General features: G+C 63.7%; 20 protein-coding genes. 4 read left to right on the top strand and 16 right to left on the bottom strand.

Annotated features, from left to right (window positions below; all coding sequences use genetic code 11):
- Nucleotides 1-162: 162 nt before the first annotated feature.
- The 6 genes from ACE03M_RS14420 to rpmB form a co-directional block, all read right to left on the bottom strand.
- Nucleotides 163-1,515, bottom strand: a complete 1,353-nt coding sequence (locus ACE03M_RS14420) for an MFS transporter (RefSeq protein ID WP_143923872.1) — start codon at nt 1,513-1,515, stop codon at nt 163-165.
- 279 nt (nt 1,516-1,794) lie between these two features.
- Nucleotides 1,795-3,873 (bottom strand): bifunctional copper resistance protein CopD/cytochrome c oxidase assembly protein, encoded by a 2,079-nt coding sequence (locus ACE03M_RS14415; protein WP_485934701.1) that lies wholly within the window; start codon nt 3,871-3,873, stop codon nt 1,795-1,797.
- A 156-nt stretch (nt 3,874-4,029) separates the two neighbouring features.
- A complete protein-coding gene (locus ACE03M_RS14410) occupies nt 4,030-4,317 on the bottom strand; it encodes an HU family DNA-binding protein (RefSeq protein ID WP_009882243.1) in 288 nt (95 codons plus the stop codon).
- Nucleotides 4,318-4,386: 69 nt separating this feature from the next.
- Nucleotides 4,387-4,692, bottom strand: a complete 306-nt coding sequence (rpsN, locus tag ACE03M_RS14405; protein WP_009882241.1) for a 30S ribosomal protein S14 — start codon at nt 4,690-4,692, stop codon at nt 4,387-4,389.
- Nucleotides 4,693-4,698: 6 nt separating this feature from the next.
- On the bottom strand, nt 4,699-4,866 hold the full coding sequence (rpmG, locus tag ACE03M_RS14400; protein WP_143923870.1) for a 50S ribosomal protein L33: 168 nt from the start codon (nt 4,864-4,866) through the stop codon (nt 4,699-4,701).
- Nucleotides 4,866-5,102: a 50S ribosomal protein L28 gene (gene rpmB, locus ACE03M_RS14395; RefSeq protein ID WP_143923869.1), complete on the bottom strand. Its 237-nt coding sequence runs from the start codon at nt 5,100-5,102 to the stop codon at nt 4,866-4,868. Before rpmB ends, rpmG begins: the two co-directional genes overlap by 1 nt.
- A gap of 612 nt (nt 5,103-5,714) precedes the next feature.
- Here rpmB and ACE03M_RS14390 point away from each other — a divergent pair.
- A complete protein-coding gene (locus ACE03M_RS14390) occupies nt 5,715-6,698 on the top strand; it encodes a protein kinase (protein ID WP_485934700.1) in 984 nt (327 codons plus the stop codon).
- Nucleotides 6,699-6,891: 193 nt separating this feature from the next.
- On the opposite strand, the gene ACE03M_RS14385 is transcribed toward ACE03M_RS14390, so the two are convergent.
- From ACE03M_RS14385 to ACE03M_RS14360, 6 genes are all read right to left on the bottom strand, one after another.
- A complete protein-coding gene (locus ACE03M_RS14385) occupies nt 6,892-8,376 on the bottom strand; it encodes a dihydrolipoamide acetyltransferase family protein (RefSeq protein WP_485934698.1) in 1,485 nt (494 codons plus the stop codon).
- 16 nt (nt 8,377-8,392) lie between these two features.
- Entirely contained in the window at nt 8,393-9,370 is a 978-nt protein-coding gene (locus ACE03M_RS14380) for an alpha-ketoacid dehydrogenase subunit beta (protein WP_485934696.1), read from the bottom strand.
- On the bottom strand, nt 9,370-10,524 hold the full coding sequence (gene pdhA, locus ACE03M_RS14375) for a pyruvate dehydrogenase (acetyl-transferring) E1 component subunit alpha (protein ID WP_198395733.1): 1,155 nt from the start codon (nt 10,522-10,524) through the stop codon (nt 9,370-9,372). The genes ACE03M_RS14380 and pdhA overlap by 1 nt, the downstream gene beginning before the upstream one ends.
- A 411-nt stretch (nt 10,525-10,935) precedes the next feature.
- Entirely contained in the window at nt 10,936-12,447 is a 1,512-nt protein-coding gene (locus tag ACE03M_RS14370) for a hypothetical protein (RefSeq protein ID WP_485934694.1), read from the bottom strand.
- Nucleotides 12,444-13,043, bottom strand: a complete 600-nt coding sequence (locus ACE03M_RS14365) for a hypothetical protein (protein ID WP_485934692.1) — start codon at nt 13,041-13,043, stop codon at nt 12,444-12,446. The genes ACE03M_RS14370 and ACE03M_RS14365 overlap by 4 nt, the downstream gene beginning before the upstream one ends.
- A 161-nt stretch (nt 13,044-13,204) precedes the next feature.
- Complete coding sequence (locus ACE03M_RS14360) at nt 13,205-13,450, bottom strand: hypothetical protein (RefSeq protein ID WP_143923862.1); 246 nt, start codon at nt 13,448-13,450, stop codon at nt 13,205-13,207.
- A 237-nt stretch (nt 13,451-13,687) separates the two neighbouring features.
- Between ACE03M_RS14360 and purB the strand changes: the two genes are divergently transcribed.
- A complete protein-coding gene (gene purB, locus ACE03M_RS14355) occupies nt 13,688-15,121 on the top strand; it encodes an adenylosuccinate lyase (protein ID WP_485934690.1) in 1,434 nt (477 codons plus the stop codon).
- Nucleotides 15,122-15,190: 69 nt separating this feature from the next.
- Nucleotides 15,191-16,123, top strand: a complete 933-nt coding sequence (locus ACE03M_RS14350) for an alpha/beta hydrolase family protein (RefSeq protein WP_485934689.1) — start codon at nt 15,191-15,193, stop codon at nt 16,121-16,123.
- A gap of 2 nt (nt 16,124-16,125) precedes the next feature.
- On the opposite strand, the gene ACE03M_RS14345 is transcribed toward ACE03M_RS14350, so the two are convergent.
- The 3 genes from ACE03M_RS14345 to ACE03M_RS14335 form a co-directional block, all read right to left on the bottom strand.
- A complete protein-coding gene (locus ACE03M_RS14345; RefSeq protein WP_485934687.1) occupies nt 16,126-17,535 on the bottom strand; it encodes an MFS transporter in 1,410 nt (469 codons plus the stop codon).
- A gap of 125 nt (nt 17,536-17,660) precedes the next feature.
- The gene (locus ACE03M_RS14340; protein ID WP_485934686.1) at nt 17,661-19,007 is read right to left on the bottom strand and encodes a D-arabinono-1,4-lactone oxidase; all 1,347 of its coding nucleotides are present in this window, start codon (nt 19,005-19,007) and stop codon (nt 17,661-17,663) included.
- 11 nt (nt 19,008-19,018) lie between these two features.
- Nucleotides 19,019-20,329 (bottom strand): amino acid deaminase/aldolase, encoded by a 1,311-nt coding sequence (locus ACE03M_RS14335; RefSeq protein WP_485934684.1) that lies wholly within the window; start codon nt 20,327-20,329, stop codon nt 19,019-19,021.
- A gap of 69 nt (nt 20,330-20,398) precedes the next feature.
- Between ACE03M_RS14335 and ACE03M_RS14330 the strand changes: the two genes are divergently transcribed.
- Nucleotides 20,399-21,988 (top strand): succinic semialdehyde dehydrogenase, encoded by a 1,590-nt coding sequence (locus ACE03M_RS14330; RefSeq protein ID WP_485934682.1) that lies wholly within the window; start codon nt 20,399-20,401, stop codon nt 21,986-21,988.
- 36 nt (nt 21,989-22,024) lie between these two features.
- On the opposite strand, the gene ACE03M_RS14325 is transcribed toward ACE03M_RS14330, so the two are convergent.
- Entirely contained in the window at nt 22,025-23,998 is a 1,974-nt protein-coding gene (locus ACE03M_RS14325) for a penicillin-binding transpeptidase domain-containing protein (protein ID WP_485934680.1), read from the bottom strand.
- Between the last annotated feature and the right edge of the window lie 91 nt (nt 23,999-24,089).

The following is a 24,089-nucleotide window of genomic DNA, read 5'->3' as shown; positions in this document are numbered from 1 at the left end:
ATTCGGCTGTTTTGTCGGTTGTGTTGTCGACTGTTGTGTGCTCCGCTGTCATGCATTCGGGCGGTGCCGACGATCATCGGCACCGCCCGAATACCGAACTCACTGTTGTGCGCTCGAGTTCACGAACTCACTGTTGTGCGCTCGAGTGCTGAGGTGTGAGTATCAGCGCTTCACCGCGTGACGACGATCCTTGTCCACCTGGTCCAGTGAACGCAGATCGATGCCCTTCGTCTCCTTTGTGAACAGAAGCGCGACCATCGAGATGATGGCGGCAACCAGGAGGTAGAACGCGATCGGCACCGAGGAGTCGAACTTCTGCAGCAGCGCAGTGGCGATGATCGGAGCGAACGATCCGGCCACGATCGCCGTGACCTGGTATCCGGTCGAGACACCCGAGTTGCGCATGCGGGTAGGGAACATCTCCGACATGATCGCCGGCTGACCGGCATACATCAGAGCATGGAAGATGAGCCCCAGCAGCAAGGCGAGGAAGATCATCGCACCGCTGCCGGTGTCGTACATCGGGAAGGCGAAGAAGCCCCACGAAGCGGTGAGCACGATTCCGATGCCGTAGGGCAGCTTGCGCCCGACCTTGTCCGCCAGCGCCCCGACGAAGGGCACGAGCACAGCGTGGATCGCGTGGGCGCCGAGAAGGAGCCCGAGGATCTCTGCAGATTCGATCTTGACCGCGATCGCCAGATAAGTGATCGAGAAGGTCACCACGAGATAGTAGTGGATGTTCTCGACGAAGCGCAGCCCCATCGCGGCGAAGACCTCACGCGGGTAGCGCTTGAAGACGGCCTTGATTCCGTAGTCCACGCCCTCTTCGATCTCCTCAGCCTGGACCTGTTCGAAGATCGGAGCATCGGAGACGCGGGTGCGGATGTAGTAGCCGATGAGCACGATGACGGCCGAGAGCCAGAAGGCCACCCGCCAGCCCCAGGACAGGAAGTCCTCGTCGTTCAGTGTCGCGGTGAGAACGAAGAGAACGCCGGTCGCGAGCAGGTTACCCAGCGGCACACCCGACTGAGGGAATGACGACCAGAAACCGCGCTCCTTGTTCGGCGCATGCTCAGCGACAAGGAGGACCGCTCCGCCCCATTCGCCACCGACGGCGAAGCCCTGGATGAGGCGCAGGAGGACGAGCAGGACGGGCGCGAGGTACCCGATCTGGTCGAAGGTCGGCAGACAACCCATGAGGAATGTGGCCGCGCCGACGAGGATGATGGACAGCTGCAGCAGCTTCTTGCGACCGTACTTGTCCCCGAAGTGGCCGAAGATGATGCCGCCGAAGGGTCGCGCGACGAACCCGACCGCATACGTTGCGAAACCTGCCAGGATCGCGTTCAGAGGGTCGTCTGTCGGCGGGAACAGAATGTGAAAGACCAGCGTGGCCGCAGTTCCGTAGAGAAAGAACTCGTACCACTCCACGACTGTGCCGGCCATCGAGGCGGCGACGACCTTGCGCAGCTGTGCGCGGACCGTCTTCCTCTCGGCATTATTCGAAGAACTCATGACTCTCCTTAATTTCCACGATCCGCATCACCATTGAATGCGCGAATCGACTTGCTGTGACGCCCCAGTCCGGTGAGATGTGTACCTACAAGCCCCTGCTATGCGGCTACAGGTCCACTCCCCTGACACGGACTGCGCTACGCCCGGTTGAATATGATCCTTGCAACAGTCTGCGCCATAAAGGCGCGCCGTGGGCGCTGGAGTGGCTCGAATTCGGGAATTTCTCCTACACATTCCCGCACACGAGGTGTGCAGTCATCTGCCGCACCCGGTGTGCAGTCATCTGCTTCTCAGACCACTGTTCGCGTCGCGCTGGGCCATGTTGGCGAGCATGTCGTTGTAGGCGCGAAGTTCCGCGTCGTCGGTGCGCGCTTCGCTGCGGTCGATGCGCCTAGCCTCTCGATCCGAGGACTTCGACCATTGGAAGGCAACCATAATTGCAATGAACAGGGTGGGGAATTCGCCGATGCCCCAGGCGATTCCTCCGCCCGTCTGTTGGTCTTCGATCGCCGAATAGCCCCAGTCGGCGCCGATATTGCCGAACCAGTCGCCCTCAATGAGGACTTCGGAGCTCATGATCGAGATCCCGAAGAACGCGTGGAAGGCCATCGTGATGAGCAGCATGAGCAGGCGCAGCGGATATCCCGGGCGCTCCACGCCGGGATCGATGCCGATGAGGGCCTGCGCGAACAGATAGCCCGCGCCGAGGAAGTGGATGATCATCAGCTCGTGGCCGAGGTGCCATTCGAGCGCGTACTTCATCACGCCTGAGTAGTAGAAGATGACGAGGGAGCCGGCGAAATTCACGCTGGCGAAGATCGGGTTTGCGAAGAAGCGCATATACGGGGTGTGAACGAGCCAGAGCACCCACTCGCGGATCCCGCGCGAACCGTCCGTGCGAGCTTTCGTTCCACGCATGAGCATCGTGATGGGTGCGCCGAGAACCATCGGCAGGGGCACGACCATGATCAGGAGCATGTGCTGGATCATGTGTCCGGAGAACTGGATCTCACCGTAGACCCTGGCTCCTCCGGAGGTGACGTAGACGAGGAAGATCATGCCGAGCAGCCAGCAGATCAGGCGATGGACCGGCCAGGAATCACCTCGGCGCCGGAGATTGACGAAGCCGACGATGTAAGCCGTCGCCAGACCGACGGCCACGACGACCCACAGGGGGTCCAGGGACCATTCGGTGAAGTATCGGGCAAAGCTCGGCGGAGGAGGAAGCGGCTCGCCGGTGAGGATCTCAGCCGGGGACGGGTCCCCCACCGGCTCCTGTGAAACAGGGGGTTGGGACCGCGACAGAGCGACCGCGAGACCCATCGTGGCGCCGAAGATGACGAACTCGACGATGATGAGCCGCCAGAACTCCCTGGTCGCCGAGGCTGTTGTGCCCAGACGGCGGATGACGAACTGACGGTGCCAGAACCCGACGAGACCGAGCAGGATCGTCGCGAAGGCCTTCGCAACGATCACCTGCCCGTAGGGAGTCATGACGTCAGCGAGGCTGTGGACGCGCAACAGCGAGTTCACCACACCGGAGAAGGCAACGAGGGCGAAGGCGATGAGTGCGAATGAGGAATAGCGTTCGATCGTGCTGCGCAGTTGGTTGGAGCGGGCAAGGTCCGAGCCCAAGAGGGCGATGACGAAAAGGCCGCCCAGCCAGATGGTGACGCCCAGCAGGTGCAGACCGATGCTGTTGACGGCTTGGGTGTGTCCGGAGGCTTCAGCGGAGTGTCCCATCAGCGCCAGCGGGATCATCACGCCGACGCCGAGCACGCCTGCCACCGCGATGCCGAGATAGCTGCGTGTGCCGAAGCACAGGGTCGACGCGACGGCGATGAGGACGACGATGAGCGTCCAGAGCTGACCGAAGGCGATCTGAGTCAGGAACACGCCGAGCTGATTGGAGAAGTCCAGATAGGCCTGTGCGCCGACAGTGTCGGCGAAGGTGAGGACAAGGACAGCCACAGCAGAGATCGTCCAGACCACCGATGCCACCTCGGCGATCTTCAGGGTCTTCTCCCAGAGCGCATTGAATGGGATCTCCTCGGTGGCGCCCGCCTTCGCGCCTGCAGGACTCGTCGTCCTGTTCCGGCTTCGCCCCTGGGTGCGGGGCAGGATGAGGAGGGCGAACATCAGTGCGCCCAGAGTCAGTGCCATCGAAATGTTGAAGACGAATTTCGCTGCCGGAAGACCGAATCGCACGTAGGGGCCGGGGTCGTTGAGGAGTGTTGCCTCCGCTGCTCCGGTGAAGAGCATCGCGGCCATACCCACACCGAGTCCGCCGATGACGACCAGGGGAACGGCCGCGCGAGACGTGAATCGGGTGACCGATGCGAAGACTTGAGTGCTCACTGGTGGCAGACCGCCGCTTCATTCATGATTCAAGAGTATCGCCGGAGTCTGAGACCGAGCCAACTGCGAGGCCCGGACGTGGTCGAGATCTCGGCGAGCAGACACGAAATGACCCGGACCAAAAGGCCCGGGTCATTCCACACTGATGCGCGAGGCTCAGTTAGGGCTGCCAGCGGCAGCTTTCAGCTTCGAACCAGCGGACAGCTTCACGGAGTAGCCGGCCTTGATCTGGATTTCTTCACCGGTCTGCGGGTTGCGTCCCTTGCGAGCGGCACGTTCGGTGCGCTCGACGGACAGCCATCCGGGGATGGTGAGCTTTTCGCCCTTGCCGACGACATCTGAGAAGACATCGAAGACACCGTCAAGAACGTCCGAGACCTGCTTCTGGGTCAGTCCGGAATTCTCTGCAACTTCTGCTACGAGCTCACTGCGGTTCTTAGCCATAAAAGTGTCCTCCTTAGGACAAGTCGGTCGGTTACCGGTCCGTTTTTCCGATAACGAACTTCCTCGAGATTACCAGCTTGACTTCGTGATGCCGGGCAACTCGCCGTTATGTGCCATTTCGCGGAAGCGAACACGGGAGAGACCGAACTTGCGGAGGTAGCCGCGTGGACGGCCATCCACCTGGTCGCGGTTGCGCACACGCACTGGTGAGGCATCGCGAGGAAGCTTCTGCAGTCCGAGGCGTGCTTCTTCACGCTGCTCGTCGGTGCTGTCTGGGTGTGTCAGCTGGCGCTTGAGCGTCGCACGACGCTCCGCGTAGCGCTCAACAATGACGCGACGCTGCTTGTCGCGTGCGATCTTTGACTTCTTAGCCATTTGCGCTCAGCGCTCCTCTCGGAAATCGACGTGCTTGCGAACAACTGGATCGTACTTCTTGAGTACCATGCGATCCGGGTTGTTGCGGCGGTTCTTGCGGGTCACGTAGGTGAACCCGGAGCCAGCGGTCGACTTGAGCTTGATGATGGGACGAATGTCCTGTGCTTTAGCCATCAGAGTTTCACTCCCTTGGCAATGAGTTCGCCGACGACGGCGTCAATTCCGCGCACGTCGATCACCTTGATGCCCTTGGCGGACAGGTTAAGGGTGATGCTGCGACGCAGAGACGGAACGTAGTAGCGCTTTTTCTGAATATTCGGGTTGAAACGACGCTTGGTGGTTCGTTTCGAGTGGGACACGTTGTGTCCGAAACCAGGGACGGCCCCGGTTACTTGGCAGGTTGCTGCCATGACTCTCCTCCAGTTCACAAGTTACCGACTCTCGAAACAAGCAGGTCTGCGTGGGGTCCACGCTCGCTTGCGCCGATGTCGGAAGACATCAACAAATTTTCACGAATGCTGCTCGGCCGGACTGATGTCCGACCGCTGACCAGGCTGCTGCCTGGCATGAGGCGTTCGCAATGAAAATTGTGTACGCCAAAACAGGTTTGCCCGTTCGGGCGAGATGTCTCACCAGCGCTGAAGCCGTAGCCTGTGAGAGATTGGCCGAAGCTGGAGTGCAGCGGTGGGTGAGCACCATGTTGGGCTGAGCAGATCCATCAATGATCGAACTGCTATGACACAACAGATAACAATCTTAGAGAGAAACAGGCCTTCAGAGCAAATTCACTGAAACACTGTCGCAGAACCTCGTCGGACGTGCTGCCGCTGAGGGCTTCGGAACGCACTGCGCCCGGATTCGCGGGCCCAACGCCACTTCCCGCCTGACACTCATCCCGCACGCATGTTCGCGCGCGCCATCCAGCAGACAACGCATCCTGCTCTGGCTCGTGTTGAAGACGTGTCGATGACGTGCCAAGGTAAGAAGATGATTGCCACCACATCTGGCACTCAGGAGGACCGATGAGCGACGTTCCACCGAGGCCGCGAATCCGTCCAGCGACCAGTGATGACTGGCAGAAGGGCCAACCGGATCGCGCCAGTCCGACCCCGTCGCCGGGCCACGAGTCCACCCAGAGTGCTGCCGACTTCGACAACTCGACCTATTACGAATACCTCGAGAAGCACACTGGCGACGTACCCGTATCCAAAAGTCGCACGCGCAATGTCTTCGCCCCCGCAGGCGCTTCCCCGTTCCAGGAACAATCTCAGAACTCCCCCGGTGCATCACTGACAGAACAACGGGGTCAAACCGGTACGCCCGGGCAGACAGAAGACCCCGGCCACAAGTGCGAGCAGCCCGCACATTCGGCACGCGCCGAACACGGCTACGATGGTCCGGCGTCCGGGCAGATCCCGCTCCAGACGGCACCGGCCCCGAAGAAGGGCAACGGGGCCAAGATCACCGTCGTCATCATCGCCATCGTCATGATTCTCGCGCTCCTGGCCTTCTTCGGAGTGCGCTGGCTGGCACCGTCGACGGGAACGGTGCCGGTCGACTTCGGCGGCGATGAGACCGGGTCCGCCTCTCCCTCCCCTTCCGAGACCCTGGTGCAGCCGACAGCAAGCCCGCAGGAGGCGCTGTCGACCTACACGAAGGAGGGCACCGCGAAGGCCGATGACCTCGAGGGGCAGTGGGTCACACAGGTCAGTGCTAAAGACGTCGGCCTGGAGGCCGACGGTAAGACCTGGAGTGCACAGGACATCGTCGACGAGTTCGAGGCCAACCGCGTCAAGTACCCGGGCGCGATCCTCATCCACAGCGGCGACTGGGATTCCTACAAGGACGACAACTACTGGGTAACCGTCATCGACACCGCCTACAGCGATCCCGAACCCGCACTCGATCAGTGTCGCTCCTGGGGCTTGGACCGCAACCACTGCCTCGCGAAACGTCTGGTCACGGACGGAAGCCCCACCGACAACAGCGCCTACCTCGACAAGTAGGGTCGGTTCACCCTCACCGCGTCATCGCCAACGCGCCGGCGCCGGGGCGCAGCGCTGGAGTTTGGGCGCAATACCGAGACAACGACGGAGCTCCGAGACACCTATGTGCGCACAGGTGTCTCGGAGCCCCGTCGTTGTCTCGAAGTCAGGGCGACTGCGGCGGTGACCTCTGCTTGGGAAGTCTGAACCGGCCTCAGGCCAGCAGCAGCGTCGGATCCTCGAGTCCGCGACCGACGTCGGCGAGGAACTTCGAAATGATCTCGCCATCGACGACACGATGGTCAGCGCTCACCGACAGCGTCGTGATGTCACGCGGAACGATCTCGTCACCGACGACCCATGGCTTCTTCCTGATCTGCCCGAAGGCCAGGATCGCGGCCTCGCCGGGGTTGATGATCGGAGTACCCGCATCGACGCCGAAGACGCCGACGTTCGTGATAGTGATCGTTCCACCCGACTGGTCGGCCGGAGGCGTCTTGCCCGAACGAGCCAGCGCAGTCAGATCCTGGATGCCCTGAGCCAGGTCGCTCAGGCCCATCGCGTGTGCACCTTTGATGTTCGGCACGATCAGACCACGCGGAGTAGCTGCAGCGATGCCGAGGTTGACGTACTTCTTGACGACGATCTCTTCGCCCTCGAGGCACGAGTTGATCCGCGGGTTGCGAGCAACAGCCCAGGCCACAGCCTTAGCCACGAGCAGCAAGGGAGACACCTTGACGTCCTCGCCCAGGAACTTCGTGGACTTGAGCTTACGCACGAAGGCCATCGTCTCGGTCACGTCCACGTCGAGGAACTCGGTGACGTGGGGCATCGTGAACGCGGATTCGACCATGGCCTTGGCCATCATCTTCGCCACGCCCTTGAACGGGATCCGCTCTTCGAGTTCGTCAGCGGAGACGGCCCCCGCCGAGGCGGTTGCGGCCCCGACGCTCGAGCCTGCCGCTGCGGTGGCCGCCGGGCCGGTGCCGCTGGCCGCGGCCTTGACGTCGTCTCGGGTCACTTCACCGCGGGAACCGGTCGCAACGACCGCAGCCAGGTCGATGCCGAGATCCTTTGCGAGCTTGCGCACGGGAGGCTTGGCCAGTGGCTTGTTCGCCGAGGCTGTTGCTGGTGCCGTGGTATCAGCCGGCGCCGAGGCGGTTGCCGGTGCCTTGGTTTCAGCCGGTGCCGCTGCAGCTGGAGCAGCAGGAGCCGCTGGCACTGCAGGGGCCGGGGCCGCAGGTGATTGAGCTTCTGGTGCGGCGGCCGAGCTTGTCTGCGCCGGAACGCCTGCACCCTTGCGGGGACGGCGTTTCGACGACGCTGCTTTGGCACCGTAGCCGACCAGGGTGGCGCCGCCTTCGGCTTCACCTGCGCGTTCACTCGAGGCCTGTGCATCTCCGGCTGCAGGCGACGATGCTCCTGCGGAAGCGGAAGCGGAAGCGGAAGCGCCAGCAGGATCGCCGCCGCCGAAGCGGATAATCGGCGTTCCGACCTCGATGGTCTGGCCCTCATCGACCAGCAGAGCCTCGACCGGTCCGGCCTGTGGGCTCGGCAGTTCGACCAGAGACTTTGCCGTCTCGATCTCGACGAGGATCTGGTTGACGGTGACTGTGTCGCCGACGGCGACCTTCCACGACACGAGGTCGGCCTCTGTCAGACCCTCACCGACATCAGGAAGAGAAAATTCAAAAGACATATCAACTCTCCTTGAGTCAGTAGGCCAGTGCCTGGTCGACACCATCGAAGATGCGATCCAGGTCAGGCAGATAGTGCTCTTCCATCCGCGAGCCGGGGTACGGCGTGTGATAGCCACCGACTCGGATGACCGGAGCCTCGAGGTTGAAGAAGCAGCGCTCAGACAGGCGTGCAGCGATTTCGGAGCCGAGCCCCAGGAACTTCGGCGCCTCATGCGCTACGACGAGTCGACCGGTTTTCTGCACGGACTTCTCAATCGTTGCAAAGTCGATCGGGCTCAGGCTGCGCAGGTCGATGAGTTCGATGCTCTTACCTTCGTCGGCCGCGGCTGCGACGACGTCCTTGGCCGTGGGCATCAGCGGGCCGTAGGCCACCAGAGTGACATCGGTGCCTTCGGAGACGACACTGGCGTCGTGCATTCCCAGGCTGCCTCGGTTAGCGGTGTCGACGTCTCCGCGCAGCCAGTAGCGGCGCTTGGGTTCGAAGAACATCACCGGGTCGTCGCTCTTGATCGCTTCCTGCATCATCCAGTAGGCGTCGTGGGCGTTCGACGGTGAGACCAGGCGCAGTCCAGCGTGGTGGGCGAAGACCGTCTCCGGGCTCTCCGAGTGGTGTTCGGGTGAACCGATGCCGCCGCCGTAGGGCACACGGATGACGATCGGCATCCTCTCTTTGCCCAGGGTGCGGTTGTAGAGCTTAGCCACCTGGGTCACGATCTGGTCGTAGGCCGGGAAGATGAATGCATCGAACTGGATTTCGATGACCGGGCGATAGCCGCGCAGCGTCATGCCGATCGAGGTTCCCACGATTCCGGATTCGGCCAACGGCGCATCGATGACCCGCTGCGGACCGAAGTCCTTCTGCAGACCCTCGGTGACGCGGAAGACTCCGCCGAGCTTTCCGATGTCCTCACCGATGAGGACGACCTTCGGGTCGTCCTCCATGGCTTTGCGCATTCCGGCCGTGATGGCCTTTGACAGGGGAAGTTTCTCCATCAGGCCTCACCTGCATCGGCGAATGAGGCCTGGTATGCGAGGAATTCCGCACGTTCCTCATCGACGAGGGGGTGAGGTTCGGAAGTGACATGGGCGAACATCTCGACGGGATCGGGATCTTCCATTGTCATGCAGTTGTGGCGGATGCGCGCGGCGAGAGTATCGGCCTCGGCGTCCACCTCGGCGAAGAATTCGTCCGCGGTCTCCGTGTGGTTGTCGAGGTAGGCCTTGAGCCGTTTGAGCGGGTCGCGATCCTCCCAGATCTCTTCCTCTGCCCGATCGCGGTACTTCGTCGGGTCATCGGCCGTGGTGTGGGCACCGCGACGGTAGGTGAAGGCTTCGATGAGCATCGGGCCATTGCCGGCGCGAACTGAGTCCAGGCTGGCCCGGGCCACCGCGTACATCGCGATGATGTCGTTGCCGTCGACACGCAGGCCGGGAACGCCGAATCCCTCTCCGCGCTTGCACAGTGGTGCCGCGGACTGGACGTGGGTGGGTTCGGAGATTGCCCACTGGTTGTTCTGGCAGAAGAACAGCACTGGTGCGTGGAAGGCTCCAGCGAAGGTCAGCGCCTCTGAGACGTCGCCCTGCGAGGTGGCTCCGTCGCCGAAGCAGGCGATGGCGACAGTGTCGCGTTCCAGGTCACCGGTGCCGACATCGCCGTCCATGGACACGCCCATGGCGTAGCCGGTGGCGTGCAGTGTCTGCGAACCGATGACGATCGTGTACGTGTGGAAGCGGTGTTCCTGAGGGTCCCAGCCGCCGTGATCCTGGCCGCGGAACATGCCGAGGAGAGTTTCGGGTTCGACACCGCGAGTGTAGGCGAGGCCGTGTTCGCGATAGGTGGGGAAGACGAAGTCTTGGGGGCGAGCCGCCCGTCCCATTCCGATCTGGGCTGCTTCCTGACCGAACATCGGCGCCCAGAGGCCGAGCTGTCCTTGGCGCTGCAGGGCCGCACCCTCAGCATCGATGCGACGCACCAGGACCATATCCCGGTAGAAGCCGCGCAGATCCTCATCGGTGAGTTCTGCCGCGAAGGCGTCATATTCACCGGATTCGACGCGATTGCCGTCTTCGGTGAGCATCTGGATCATCCGAGGTTCCGACGACTGACTGTGGGCAGTCCCGGTTCCCACTGAAATGTTGGAGGTCATTCCAGTTCTCCTTTGTTCAAGGTCCAAGCGCACCGGAGGTGACCAGTGGCGGACGGTGTCCTGAGGACGGGACCTCTGGTGTGAGTTCTCGCCCTCGAGTGATGTGATTCACAGGTGATACCACGATACCGAATCCACCGACCGCATGCCACATCGGCAACGTGCGTCGAGCGCCAATTGTTATGGTCGGGTTCAGCCTAGGATGTGAATTTCGGGCGTGTGGTTCACGTCCAAAGGCTTCCATGTCGAATTGTCGATGGTCGCAGAGTTGCTCCAACGTCCGACAAACGCACGTCCGAGCACTTCAGAGCCTTACCGCGCCGAGGTGGGACTCCGGTTTCGCCGAGGTGTGGCTCCGGGTCCTGTGCCCGCTCTTCGTCGCCGCCGGCCCGATCCTAGCCAGCGGCGTGTTCATCTGCGTCTCCCCTGGTAGTCCCTTGTCTGCTTGAGATCCCCGGTGAAGAATCCTGAGTTCGTCGCGGTGAATCGGTTGAGACCGGCATGGCCGCCTGCGAGCATCAGCCCGATTGAGGCGGTGTAGGCGGCCGAAGAATGTGCTGCCCCGGCGGAGGAGAACAGTTCGTCGAGTTCGGCATCGGTCTTGCCCTTCAGGTTCGGAGCCTGGCGCAGCTGCTCGGGATCGTAGTTGACGGTGATCGTCGACCAATGGTCTTCGGCTGGATTCTCGTTGCCGTCGAGGTCGGGGACCAGATCCTGTTCGTGCTCGATCGAGAGAACGTCGATGCCCTCGTCAACCGGGAAGTCTGAAATCGGTGCGCCCACGGTCACCAGCGCGGTGACGTTCACATCGGCCAAGAACGCCGGGTCGGCGGCCAGGGAACCGGCAGTGATTCCACCCTGCGAATACCCCACCAGCATGACCTCGGCATCAGAGCCGATATTCGCATCGGCAATGGCCTGGCGGACCATCTCCGCCATGACGGTGTCATTGCCGGCCATCGCCTGCACGTTCGTCGTGAGATCGGTGGTGTTCTGCCCGGGCTCGGGCGACCAGTCGGTCGTTGCGGGAACGTAGACGATATAGCGGGTAGTGCCGTCGGGCGAGACGATCTCTTCGATCCGCACCTGCCCGGAGTCGACGCCGCGGTGGCGGTCTGCCTCTCGGCCGTAGAGGTCCTCGAGGTCGCGCGGCGGTTTGTCATCGGCCGGGGTGATTCCCTTGGCCCTCCACACCTCCACGTCCGAGGGCAGGAGCAGTCCGAACATGTTCGCACCTCCCAGGATCCATGCCGTCATCGACGACGAGTCATGTGGCCACAGCGCGTGGTCCCCCTCGACGGCCAGCACCATCGGCGGCAACCCCATGAAGCCGACGACGATTCCAGGCAGCACGTGTTCGATGATGGCCCCGGAGACATCGGAGTTCTCGAACACAAGGGCCACGAAGGCTTCCTTGGCCGCCGCCTTCGTCTGCGCCAGGTCGATGCCGAAATGTTTGGCCACGACATCGTCGAGGCCTGTTGCGTCGAGTAATTTCACTCCCAGGTAGATCGGTGCCCCGATCGCGATGCCGATAGGGATGGATACGGGCAGAGTGATCGCGATGACGCGACCGGTGACGTATCCGAAGTAGTCAAGGAGCCCACCGAATGTGTCGCTGATGCCCTTCTCTGCCTGCCTGTAGGCGAGGGCTGCGGCTCTGACGGCGAGGACGGTGGCTTCGAGTTCGATGAGCACGCGCGCCGACTGGTGAAGGTAGACGATCCGAGCGGCGTCGAGATTGAGCGCCGTGAGCGGAGCGGGAACCTGCGTCAGGAGCGTGGCAAGGTCGAAGTCGACCAGTGATCCTTCCGCGGTCAGATCACCGATGGTGCCGCAGATGCGCTGCAGATCGTCTCCGCTGGAATCTGCCCGGTCATCGATCTTCAGCTGCGAGCCGCCAGCCGTTCGGGTCGCGATCACGGCCGGTGGCCGGTCGTCGTCTGGAGCCGAGTCAGAATCGCCGCAAGCAGGACTCGCACAGCATTGGCTTCGAGGCTGTTCTCGGCCCCCACGGTGATCGTGTCACCATCGCGCTCGAGCGTCGGTCGGGCCCAGGTACCGTCAACCCGGTGCAGGACCTCCATGCCGGCGACTTTGGCCTCGCTCAGATAAGTCAGGGTGAGCACGCAGTCCTTCTCAACCAGAGAGCACAGCTCCTCGGTGACCCGACCGAGTTCGGAAGGCTCAAGGCGTCTGAGGAGTTCGAAGCCTTCGAACTCCTCGAATCCCTGGCCATGCAGCACCAGAATGGCCAGGCAGATGTCATCACACAAAGACACCTCTAGATGGGCAGTCTCATCCCCGGAGCTGATGACGATGGTCATTCGGGAACGGGTGAGATTGAGCTCGGCCGTGAACCCGGTCAGCCAGGCAGTGAGCACATCGGGCCCACGCTTTGAGTCCCTGCCTGCGGATTCCCCCAGCATCACCGTTTCCGTGATTCCCCTTCCGTCAACCGGAATCACGCCCGTTGCCCTCACCCCCGCCGAGGTGGTTTCGGATTCCGTACGTGGCATCAGCTCATGGGGCCAGAGAGTTCTCAGTCGCTCGGGAAGCCCGATGATCCGTGCGATGTCGACAGCACACCACGTGCTGCCCGACCCCGCGGCCGACCTGCTCGACCTGCTCGACCCGGCAGCAGACCTGCCCACCCGTGCCGCTGCCTTCGCCCCGCCTCTCATATCTGGATCCGACCTCCCACTGAGACGACCTGCAGATGCAGGTCGTAGGCTTCGGCGAGCTTGTCGGCCCTCTCTGCGAGAGTGCTGATCGAGTCCGAACATGTCAGCAGACGATCAGCGAGCATCCGCCCTGCCGGGGAGTCCCACCCTTCTACCTGCCGACAGGTCTGCGCCAGACTGCGCAGCTCGTCTGCTCGCCGCCTCCACCCGTCCCTGTTGAGTGCCAGCTCATCGGTGATCACTGCCCGTCCTCCCCTCCCAATTGGTGTCGGCTTTCACCGTACGAATCGGCATCTTCCACCGGAAGCGCCTCAGTTCGTCCTGTGGAAACCGGTCGGCGCTCCACAGGGTTCCGGCGTCGAAGTCACGCGCGAATCCACAGTGACAGGAGCACGAGTCGCACTGCGGATCTCGGACCTGCGCACGACCGCCTGGTGGTCGGTTCCGCGTCCCTGCCCGGCTCATGAGAAAATGGGGCCATGCCGACCGTTTCGCTTGCTGACATCTCGCCCGCCATTGCTCTCGGACCACTCGATGGCCGTTACCGCAAAGACACCGCTGACCTCGTCGATCACCTCTCCGAGGCGGCCCTGAACCGCAACCGGATCACCGTCGAGGTCGAGTGGTTCATCCACCTCGCGCAGAACTCCGTGATCGAGGGGGTGCGTCGCCTCACCGACGATGAGGTCACCGGGTTGCGTGCCTTCGCACAGAATTTCGATGCCGAGACGATCGCCACCCTCGCCGCCCATGAGGCCGTCACGGTTCACGACGTCAAGGCCGTCGAGTACACAATCAAAGAAGCGCTAGTCGACCTCGGCGCCGAGGACCTCAGCGAGCTCGTCCACTTCTGCTGCACCTCGGAGGACATCAACAACCTGTCTTGGGCTCTCGGCATCAAGGGCGCCACCGTCGATGTGTGGCTGCCCCGCGCGAAGGCGCTCATCGACTCATTGGCAGATACCGCCTCGGCGCTGGCCGAGGTCCCGATGCTCTCCCACACCCACGGCCAGCCGGCGACGCCGACGACGATGGGCAAGGAGCTCGCGGTGTTCATCCACCGCCTGCGCCGCCAGTACGAGCGGATCGAAGCGAACGAGTTCCTCGGCAAGATCAACGGCGCAACCGGCACCTACTCGGCCCACCTGGCCGCCGTGCCCGGCGCGGATTGGCCGAAGCTGGCCAAGACCTTCGTCGAAGGCAGCCTGGGACTGACGTTCAACCCGCTGACCACACAGATCGAATCCCACGACTGGGATGCGGAGCTCTTCGCCGATATCGCACGGTTCAACCGAATCGCCCATAACCTGGCGACGGACATGTGGACCTACATCTCGATGAATTACTTCAAGCAGATCCCCGTCGCCGGCTCCACCGGATCCTCGACGATGCCGCACAAGGTCAACCCGATCCGCTTTGAGAACGCCGAAGCGAACCTCGAGCTCTCCTGCGCGCTGCTCGACTCGCTCGCGTCGACCCTGGTGACCTCGCGGATGCAGCGAGACCTCACGGACTCGACCTCGCAGCGCAACATCGGCGTGGCCTACGGACACTCGGTGCTGGCGCTGAACAACCTGGTCAAAGGCCTCGAACGGCTCGCGATCAACGAAGAGGCCCTGGCCGCCGACCTCGATTCCAACTGGGAGGTCCTCGGAGAGGCAATCCAGTCGGTCATGCGCGCCGCCGGGCTGCAGGGCGTACCTGGAATGGACAGCCCCTACGAGAAGCTCAAGGAGCTCACCCGGGGCAAGCGCATCGATCAGGCCGATCTGCAGTCCTTCGTCGCGGGTCTCGGACTGCCCGAGGCAGAGACCGAACTGCTGACCGCGCTGACTCCAGCCACCTACGTCGGTGTCGCCGCGCAGCTGGCCGAATCAGAGGTCGCCGACTGGAAGGCCCGCACACAGGGTTGATAACGGTGCACGGAACTCACTGTTACCGAACGGTAGATAATAAGGTCGATCTTCACTAACCTTGTGCTCATGACGAGCACAATGATGAGTTCCGTGCGTATCCCGGTCACGCGCGGCCCGCACACCGATGCCGCCGGTGACAGAGGTCCCGACGGAAGCGAATCCGACCGGCAGAGTCACATCGTCGGCACGCTGCTGATGCCTCAGGAACCCCCGGTCGGGCTCCTCACGATCCATTCCGCCACGGCGACGCCGGCCCGCTTCTACACGAATTTCGCCGACTATGCGGTCACACGCGGTCTGGCCGTGCTCACCTACGATGTGCGAGGCGTTGCGGCCTCTGGTCCGGCACGGGAGCACACCCGGCTGCGGATGCGCGATTGGATGCTGCAGGACGCGAATGCCGTCTCCGCCTGGGCCGCGAGCGAATTCCCTGAACTGCCGAAGGTCGCTCTCGGGCACAGCCTCGGCGGTCATGCCCTGCTGCTGGGAAACGCCGCCGAAGACCTGCACGGAATCGTCACCGTGGGCACCTCACGAGCGGCACTGCGCGATATCAACCCACTGGCCGAACGGCTGAGGGTCGGTCTCATCCTCCGGGTACTCGGCCCCCTGATCAGTCCTCTCGTCGGCTACGCACCCGGCAGACGTCTCGGCCTCGGCGAAGACATCCCCACCGCAGCAATGCTCGAATGGGGCCGGTGGGTGCGCATGTCCGAATACTTCTTCGACGATCCGACCCTGGGAGCCTCCACTCGGATGGCCCGCCTGCGCACCCCGGTGCTCGCAATCGGGACCAGCGACGACAACTGGGCATCACCGGCACAGGTCGACGCACTCCTCGACCATGCCCGCCTCGCCGAGGTGGAACGACGTACCTTCACACCGCAGGAACTCGAGGTCTCCCGAATCGGTCATCACGGCCTGCTGAGACGCTCGGTCGCCGAAAGAGCCTGGCCCGAGATCATCTCCTGGCTGCTGGCGCGACTCCCCCAGAACTGACCTCACACCGGGACGAGGTCTCTGTCGCGGTCGACCTCCGCCAAAGGCCTGCCCGCCATGTTGCGCGCCAGGAACAGCGTCGGAACGCCTGCCACCACGACGATGACGGTTGCATAGATCGCCGGAGCCAGCGTCAGACCGGTGGAGGACATCAGTGCGGTCGCAATCAGCGGCGAGAGTCCGCCGAAGAGGACCGTAGCTACGTTGTAGCCGATGGCCATTCCCGAGAAGCGGCTGGTGCCGGTGAACTGCTCGGGGACCATGGCAGCCGCCACCGCGCTCCAGCCGGCTGCTGGCACGGCAAGGAATGCCACGCCGAAGATCGCGACCCCGGAGTTCCCGTCGGCCAGCAGCGCGTACGCCGGGATGGTGGTGAGAATGAAGACGGTCATCAGCACGGCCAAAGTCCTCTTCCGCCCGAACCGGTCCGAGGCGATGCCGAAGAACGGGGTGATGACGATCGCGACGACGGCGGCGATCGTGCCCAGTGCCAGGGACCCGGAGTTCTCCACCTGCGAGACCTCCTCGATATAGGTCGGCACGTAGGTGATGTTGAGGAAGTAGCTGACCGAACCGATCGAGGAGATGAGGAACGCGACGAGGATTGCACGGGGCTGCTGGATGAGGGCGATGAGCAGCGGGGAGCGACCACGCGAGACGACGGGATCGTCACCCTTAGTCTGCAGCTGCTTCGCCTGCAGCTGCTTCGCCTTCTCCGCCGCCTGCAGCCGTTTGAAGGTGTCGGTCTCCTCCATCATCCGACGCAGCGGGATCATCAGTGCAGCGAGCAGCGCACCGAGGATGAACAGGACTCGCCAACCCCAGGAGCTCATCGCCTCGGCCGAAAGGGTGCTTGCCAGCAGTGCTCCCGACCCAACCGCGAGCAGAGCCCCGACCTCACTGTTGGCCGCCGCCCAGCTGGCTGCGAGCCCGCGGCGCTTGCTGCCGGCCGACTCCATCAGGAAGACCATAATGCCGGTGTATTCGGCACCGACGGAGAATCCGGACAGGCAGCGGAAGAACACCATGCCGACGCCTGCCCAGATGCCGATCGTGTCGTACCCTGGCATGACGGCGATCCCGAGCATCGCGACGGCCATGAGCACAGCGGAGACAACCAGTGCGGACTTACGGCCGACTCTGTCACCGAGATGACCGAAGACCATGGCGCCGAGCGGCCGGAACAGGAACCCGGCGGCTCCGACGCCAAGGGTGAGCAGCAGCGAGTCAGGCCGATCGCCGAAGAACTCTTTGGTCAGGATGGTCGCGACGTAGAAGAAGATCGAGAAGTCGTACCACTCGACGATGGTGCCGAAGGCCGCAACCATCATCGATCGACGACGCCCTTTATCCTTCTCCGGACTGTTGGAGGCTGCGGGGTCCGACTGGGCCTGCGATTCGAAATCTGACATCGAGGATTCCATTTCTTAGGGAATGCTGCGGCACTCTCCCAATGACTCCGGATAGGGCAAGCCATCGAGACTTTCCTGCTACCTTACTGCTGGTGAGCGCCTGTAGTCAGGTGAAACGGAAATTCTCAGCTCGCGCGCGAGACCGGCCCGAACAGGGAGTCGGTGAATCGGTTTCCGAACATCGCCTGCGGATCCAGCCGACTCCGCAGCTCACAAAAGTCCTCGAAACGTGGATAGAGCTGACGCAGATCGCCGGCGCCCAGACTGTGGATTTTGCCCCAGTGCGGGCGGCCTCCATGACTCCTGCAGATCCCTTCGACAACACGGAAGTACTCGGCGAAGTCTTCCTTCACGAACCGGTGCACGGCGATGTACATCGTCTCTCGCCCGTAGGCCGTCGACAGCGGAACGTCATCGGCCGCCGCCGATCGGACCTCGATCGGGAATGAGATCGTCCACCCTCTCGACTCGATGGCGGCTCGGATCTCCCGGATCACCTCGGCGCCGGATGCGAAGGGGACCGCGTACTCCATCTCATTGAACCGCACCCGCCGAGGTGTCACGAAGACGTCGTATCCCGGTGCCCGGTACGTCCTGTCCGAGACAGCGGATTGGGCGAGCCGATTGATGTGCGGCACCAGTTTGGGCACTGCGGCGCCGAGCTCGACGGCAAGACGCAGGGCACCGTTCTCCACAACCTCCTTGTCGAGGAGGTTGAGTATCCGGTTGCGCACCCCTGCCTCGGCGAGGTGGCCCGGGCCGATCTCACCCAGACCGACTCTGGTGTTCGTCTTGGTCAGAGCGGTGTCGGTGTGCGGGAACCAGTAGAACTCGAAATGGTCGGCCGCACGCATCCGCGACTCAAGGTCGGCCAGCAGTTCGTCGACATCCGTCACGAGCTCCTCGGCGATGAGGTCAAAGGCCGGCACGCACTGCAGCTCGATCTCCGTGACGATGCCCAGCACGCCGAGCCCGACGCGGGCCAGGTCGAAGATCTCCGGCTCACTCGTTGCGGACAGGTTGCGGACGGCACCGTCGGGACCCATCAGCGAGAGACCGGTGACGGTTCCGGCGAAGCCGGTGAAACCGAGCCCGGTCCCGTGGGTGCTCGTCGAGATCGCTCCGGCGAGCGCCTGCGGGTTGACGTCGCCCTGGTTGGCCAGGGCAAGTCCGAACGGTGCGAGCAGGGCCGGGATATCGCGCAGCCGGGTGCCGGCGTGGAAGCGGACCCGCCGGCTCGCCTCGTCGACGGTGACGATTCCGCTGAGATGGTCGAGGTTGATCATGACGTCGTCACCTGCGGCGACGGGGGTGAATGAGTGCCCGGCACCGACGGGTCGGATACGGTGACCGGCGGCGGCCGCGGATGTCAGGACCTCGGCCAGCGCCCCCACCGAGGTGGGGCGCACGAAGGTGTGCGGATAAGCGTGGACGTGGCCGGACCAGTTCCGGAACAGCCTTCGAGCACTCATCACGCGCCCGCTCACAGCGCCCACCCCTGTCCGCGGTAGGTCGACCAGGTGTCGATGACCTGCGAACCGGAGACGACGAGGAATTCGTTGAAGTGCTCGGCGAGCTCACCGGCCTTCGCATGCCGGAACCAGACCAGGTCGCCGATGCGAAGGTCCTCGGTGCCGGGACCGGTGAGCGGGGTCTGGACTTCGCCCGCGCCCTCGAGGCCCGCATAGTCAAGTCCCTGCGGCCAGGCGATCGTCGGAACACGGTCCTCCCCTGGCACGCCGGAGGCGATGAAACCACCCTTGAACACCGTGACCCAGCCGGGTCCTGGCCGGCGCACAACGGGGGTGGCGAAGTACGCGGCCGGCTCGTGGTGGAAGTGGGTGTAGCCGTCGAAGAGTCCCGGGGAGAAGAGCCCTGAACCAGCGGCCAGTTCCGTCAGCGTGCCTTCGGCCGCACTGGATTCGAAGGACCCGGTGCCGCCGCCATTGACGAATTCGAGCTCGGTCAGTTCACGCACTGCGTCGATGACGCCTGAGCGCCTCACCCTCAGCTCTGCGATCGAGCGCTTCTGCATGGCGCGCACCATCACCTGTCTGGCCGTTGCCCCGGCGTCAGCGGTCCCGGCGATCTGCCCTTCATAGGACATCAGCCCGACGAGGTCGGCGCCGGGTCGAGCGATGACATGTTCGGCAAGATCGACGGCAGAGGCCGAATCTCGGATCGGCGAGCGCCTGGCCCCGATGTGGATCCGACTGCCGAGCACCCCCTCGCCGAGGCGGTAGGCCGCATCGATATCGAGGCACACGCGCACTGTCTGTGCTGCACTTTCGGCCGCCACGTCGCTGCTGGCCGCGCTGCTGCCGGCCACCTCAGCGTCGCCGGCCACCTCAGCGTCGCCCGCTGCCGCAGCCTTGGCACCTGCAGCCACGTCGTCGCCAGCAGCCGCAGCCGCACGGGCACTGTCGATGATGTCGAGGTGGGTGGGGCAGTCGATCATCAGGGTGATGTTCTGCGTGGCCCCCGCCTCGGCGAACATCTGTGTGAGGCTGCGCCGGTCCACTGTGGGATAGCCGACGAGGATGTCACGGACTCCGCGGGCATGCAGGACCAGCGCCTCCGGCAGGGAATAGGCCAAGACACCCGAGTAGCCCTGATGGGCGAGCGCACGGTCGATCGCAGCGGGAGTGCGCAGTGACTTCGTGGCGACGCGGATCGGCAGGCCCTGAGCGCGTTGGGCCAAGGCGGTGACATTCGCGTCGAACGCCTCCAGATCGATCACGGCGACGGGGGCCTCGACCCCGCTCAGGGCGTGACGCAGTTCACGTGAGACCATGAAGATACTGTAGCGTAAGTTAGTGGTTCCACAGGCCGCATTCCACCCATTCGCTGACGACACGGAGGCATGATGTACACGGACGCCACCAGCACCACCCCCTCGGACAGAATCACCCATGTCACGGATCGGCTCCGCGAATTCCTCGACAGCGATCCTTACGCCGAGGCGTCGGGCAGCGGCGATCCCATAGTCAGCCCAGACCCGTTCACCGGCCTCGAACTCCCCCGCTTCTCCATCAACACGCCGGCTGACATCGAACGGGCCTACGCCACCGCGCGCATCGCCGGTGAGGCCTGGGCCGCAAGGTCCCCCGAGCACCGCGCCCGGGTGCTGCTGCGCCTGCATTCTGCATTGCGTCGGCACGAGGATCTCCTCCTCGACATCATCCAATACGAAACCGGCAAGGCCCGCATCCACGCCTACGACGAGATTCTCGACACCTACAATGTGTGCCGTCATTACGGCGTGACCGCTCCCGCCCGTCTGCGCCCGGAGCGTCGCCGCGGTGCCGTTCCCGTCCTCACCCGCACCGAGGTCACCCGCACTCCCCTGGGCGTCGTCGGGTTCATCACCCCCTGGAACTATCCGCTGACTTTGGGCGCGACCGACCTGCTTGCGGCACTGGCCGCCGGCAATGCGGTGGTGCACAAACCCGACAGCCAGACAACCCTGACGGCCATTATCATGCGTCGTCTGGCCATAGCCTGCGGCCTGCCCGCGGAGGCCTGGCAGCTGGTTCCCGGACCCAGCAAAGAGGTGGGCCCTGCCCTGATGGCCGGTGCCGATGGGATCTCCTTCACCGGCTCGACCGCTGCAGGACGCTCCATTGCCGCCGAGGCTGCTCGACGTCTGCTTCCGACAGCCCTCGAACTGGGCGGAAAGAACCCGATGCTCATCCTCTCCGATGCCGATCTTCCCTCGGCCGTCGATGGAGCGGTGCGCGGGTGCTTCTCCTCGGCCGGACAGCTGTGCCTGTCCATCGAGCGCATCTATGTCCATGAGGATCTCTACCCCGAGTTCTGTGCCCATTTCGCCGAGGCGACCCGGAACCTCGAGCTCAGTGCCGACTACGCGTATGGGCCCGGAATGGGGTCTTTGGCTGGACCGAAACAGCTTGCCCGGGTCAGCGAGCACGTCGAACAGGCACGAGCCAGCGGAGCTCGGATCATCGCAGGAGGCCACCCGGTCCCGGAGCTGGGCCCGTACTTCTACCTGCCGACCGTACTCACCGAGGTCACCGAGGACGCCGAGCTGTATGCTGAGGAGACCTTCGGGCCTGTCGTCGCCGTGTATCCGGTCGCCAGTGACGCGGAGGCGATCGAACGGGCCAACGCTTCCGAATACGGCCTCAATGCCAGCGTCTACTCCCAGTCCCGCGGGATCGAAACAGCTCGGCAGCTCGAATCCGGGATGGTCAATGTCAATGAGGCATACGTAGCCGCCTGGGGGTCGATCGATTCCCCTGCCGGCGGCGTCAAGGCTTCAGGAATGGGCCATCGGCATGGCGTTGAGGGTCTCTACCAGTTCACGCACACGCACAGCATCGCCGAGCAGAATCTGGTTCCCATCGCCCCATTCGGCCCGATCGATCAGTCCCGGTTTGCTCGCACGCTGACGACGGCCTTCGAGGTCATGCGTGCCCTGCGGATGAAGTGAGATTCTTCCGCCTCGCGGGCAGGGTGAGGGCCTTCCTCAGTTGAGCTCTGTGAAGAACTGCTTCGCTACCGGCACAGCCGCCTCGGCGCCGAATCCGCCGTCCTCGACGAGGACGGCCACGGCCACGTCGCCCTGATACCCAGCGAACCAGGAGTGGGTGCGCGGAGGGGTCTCGCCACCGTATTCGGCGGTGCCGGTCTTGCCGTGGACCGGTTCGCCGGGGACGTCCTGCAGCGCATCGGCGGTCCCGTCGGTCACTGCGCGGCGCATGAGCTTCTGCATCGTCGTGGCGGCATCGGCGTCGATCGCCTGTCCGCTCTCGGTCTCACTGCCCCTGCCATCCTCGCTTTCACCAGAGACGACGAGGAGCGGATCGACCGTGTCTCCTGCGGCCACGGAGGCGGCCATCACCGCCACTGCAAGAGGGCTGGAGTTGACCTTGCCCTGGCCGATCATCTGCGCCGCGTGCGTCACCGCGTCATCTTCGCTGGGAACGGTCGCCATCTTCGCCTCGATTCCGAGATCGATGTCGTCCATGCCCAGGCTCGACGCCGCATTCGCCACATCCGAGGCTGAGACCTTCTCCGCGGCATCGACGAATGCGGTGTTGCAGGATTCGGCGAAGTCATCTTCGAAGGCCACCTCGCCCAGGACATGGTCTTCGGCGTTCTTGAAGCTCTTTCCATCAACCGTCGTGGTCTTCGGACAGTCGAGGGTCGTCTTCGCATCGACTCCTGACTCCAGGAGGGCGAGGCCCGAGGCGACCTTGAACACCGAGCCAGGCGCGTACTGCCCAGTCAGTGCCCGGTCCCAGGCGGCACCTTCGGGATCCTGGTTGGCCACAGCGATGATGTGACCGTCGCTGGGCCGGATCGCAACGAGAGCCGTGGGCTTCTTGCCCGTCGCGGCCGCTTTGTCTGCCGCCTCCTGCACGCCGACATTGAGTGTCGTGGTGATGTCCTCGCCGTCATGGTAAGGGAATTCGTGGACCAGCACAGGCTCGGCGGCCTTGCCCACGTCGGCATCGCTGCCCTCGCTGGTGCCTTCGTCGCCGCCGTCCTTCTCGTCGTCGGCGTCGGAGATGTAGATCGCTTCGCCGCCTGGCCCGCTCAGGTCTTCGTCGAAGGCCTTCTGCAGTCCGCTTTTGCCCACGACGGACTCGCCGGTGAGCCTTCCATCCGAGGCCTCGACCTCCTCGGCGCTGGCGGCTCCGGCCGTTCCCAGCGTCGGACCCGCGAAGCCCTTCTTCCTGCTCAGCGGCTGGGTGTGCGAGTTGAAGACGGTGCCGGGAAGGGAGTGAATCGTGTCCTTGACCTGTCTGTAATCGCTCTCGCGCAAGGTGATGACGGGAACGAACTGCTCAGGTTCGGCCTTGTCGATGCGCTCCTTGAGCGCCTTGACATCGATGTCGAGTTCGTCCTGAAGCGTGGTGAGCGTGTCCTGACCGCCGTTGCTGTTGACGCCCCCGGCTTCGTCGAGTTTGGCCGGGTGGATGCCGATATCGACGACGGGCCCCTCGGCCATCAGCTCTTCGCCGTCCTCACCGAGGATCGCGCCGCGTGCGCCGGGAGTCTTCTGCGAGACGAGGACTCGGCCGTCGTCGAGGTCCGGGTGAAGCACCGTGGGGGTGAGCTCGGCCGACCAGAGCAGCCCCCTTTTGCGCAGAGGAAGCTCGGAGGCGTATTCCCAGGGCTCTCCATCCTGGTTCGTCCATGTCCACTTCAGTTTCGCGACCACATCGTCACCACGCTGCTCGGTGCCGGTGAGCTCGACCGAGCGCTTCTTCATGCTCTGAGCGACAGTTCCGAGGACCAGTTCGTGCAGCTTCTTCGCCGTCTTCTCATCCGACCAGATACTCGAATCGATGGTCCCGCTGTTGAGGTCGGCGGTGGCGTCTTCGGCTGCCGTCTCTGCCTTGAGCGGCAATGTGAAGAAGGCGAAGGCGCCGGCACCGGCCAGCAGCACGAGGACGATTGCGATGGCCAGCCAGGTTGTGGACTTCTTTGTCATAGGTCAATCATCGATGCAGTCACTCGGGAAGTCCACTTGCCGGGGCGCGTGCGGGTGGGTGAACGTGCGGGTGGGTGAACGTGCGGGTGGG

The organism is Brevibacterium sp. AGC70 (genome assembly GCF_057334195.1).
Note: the sequence above shows the minus strand (reverse complement) of the source record. Positions and strands in the feature narration are given on the sequence as shown.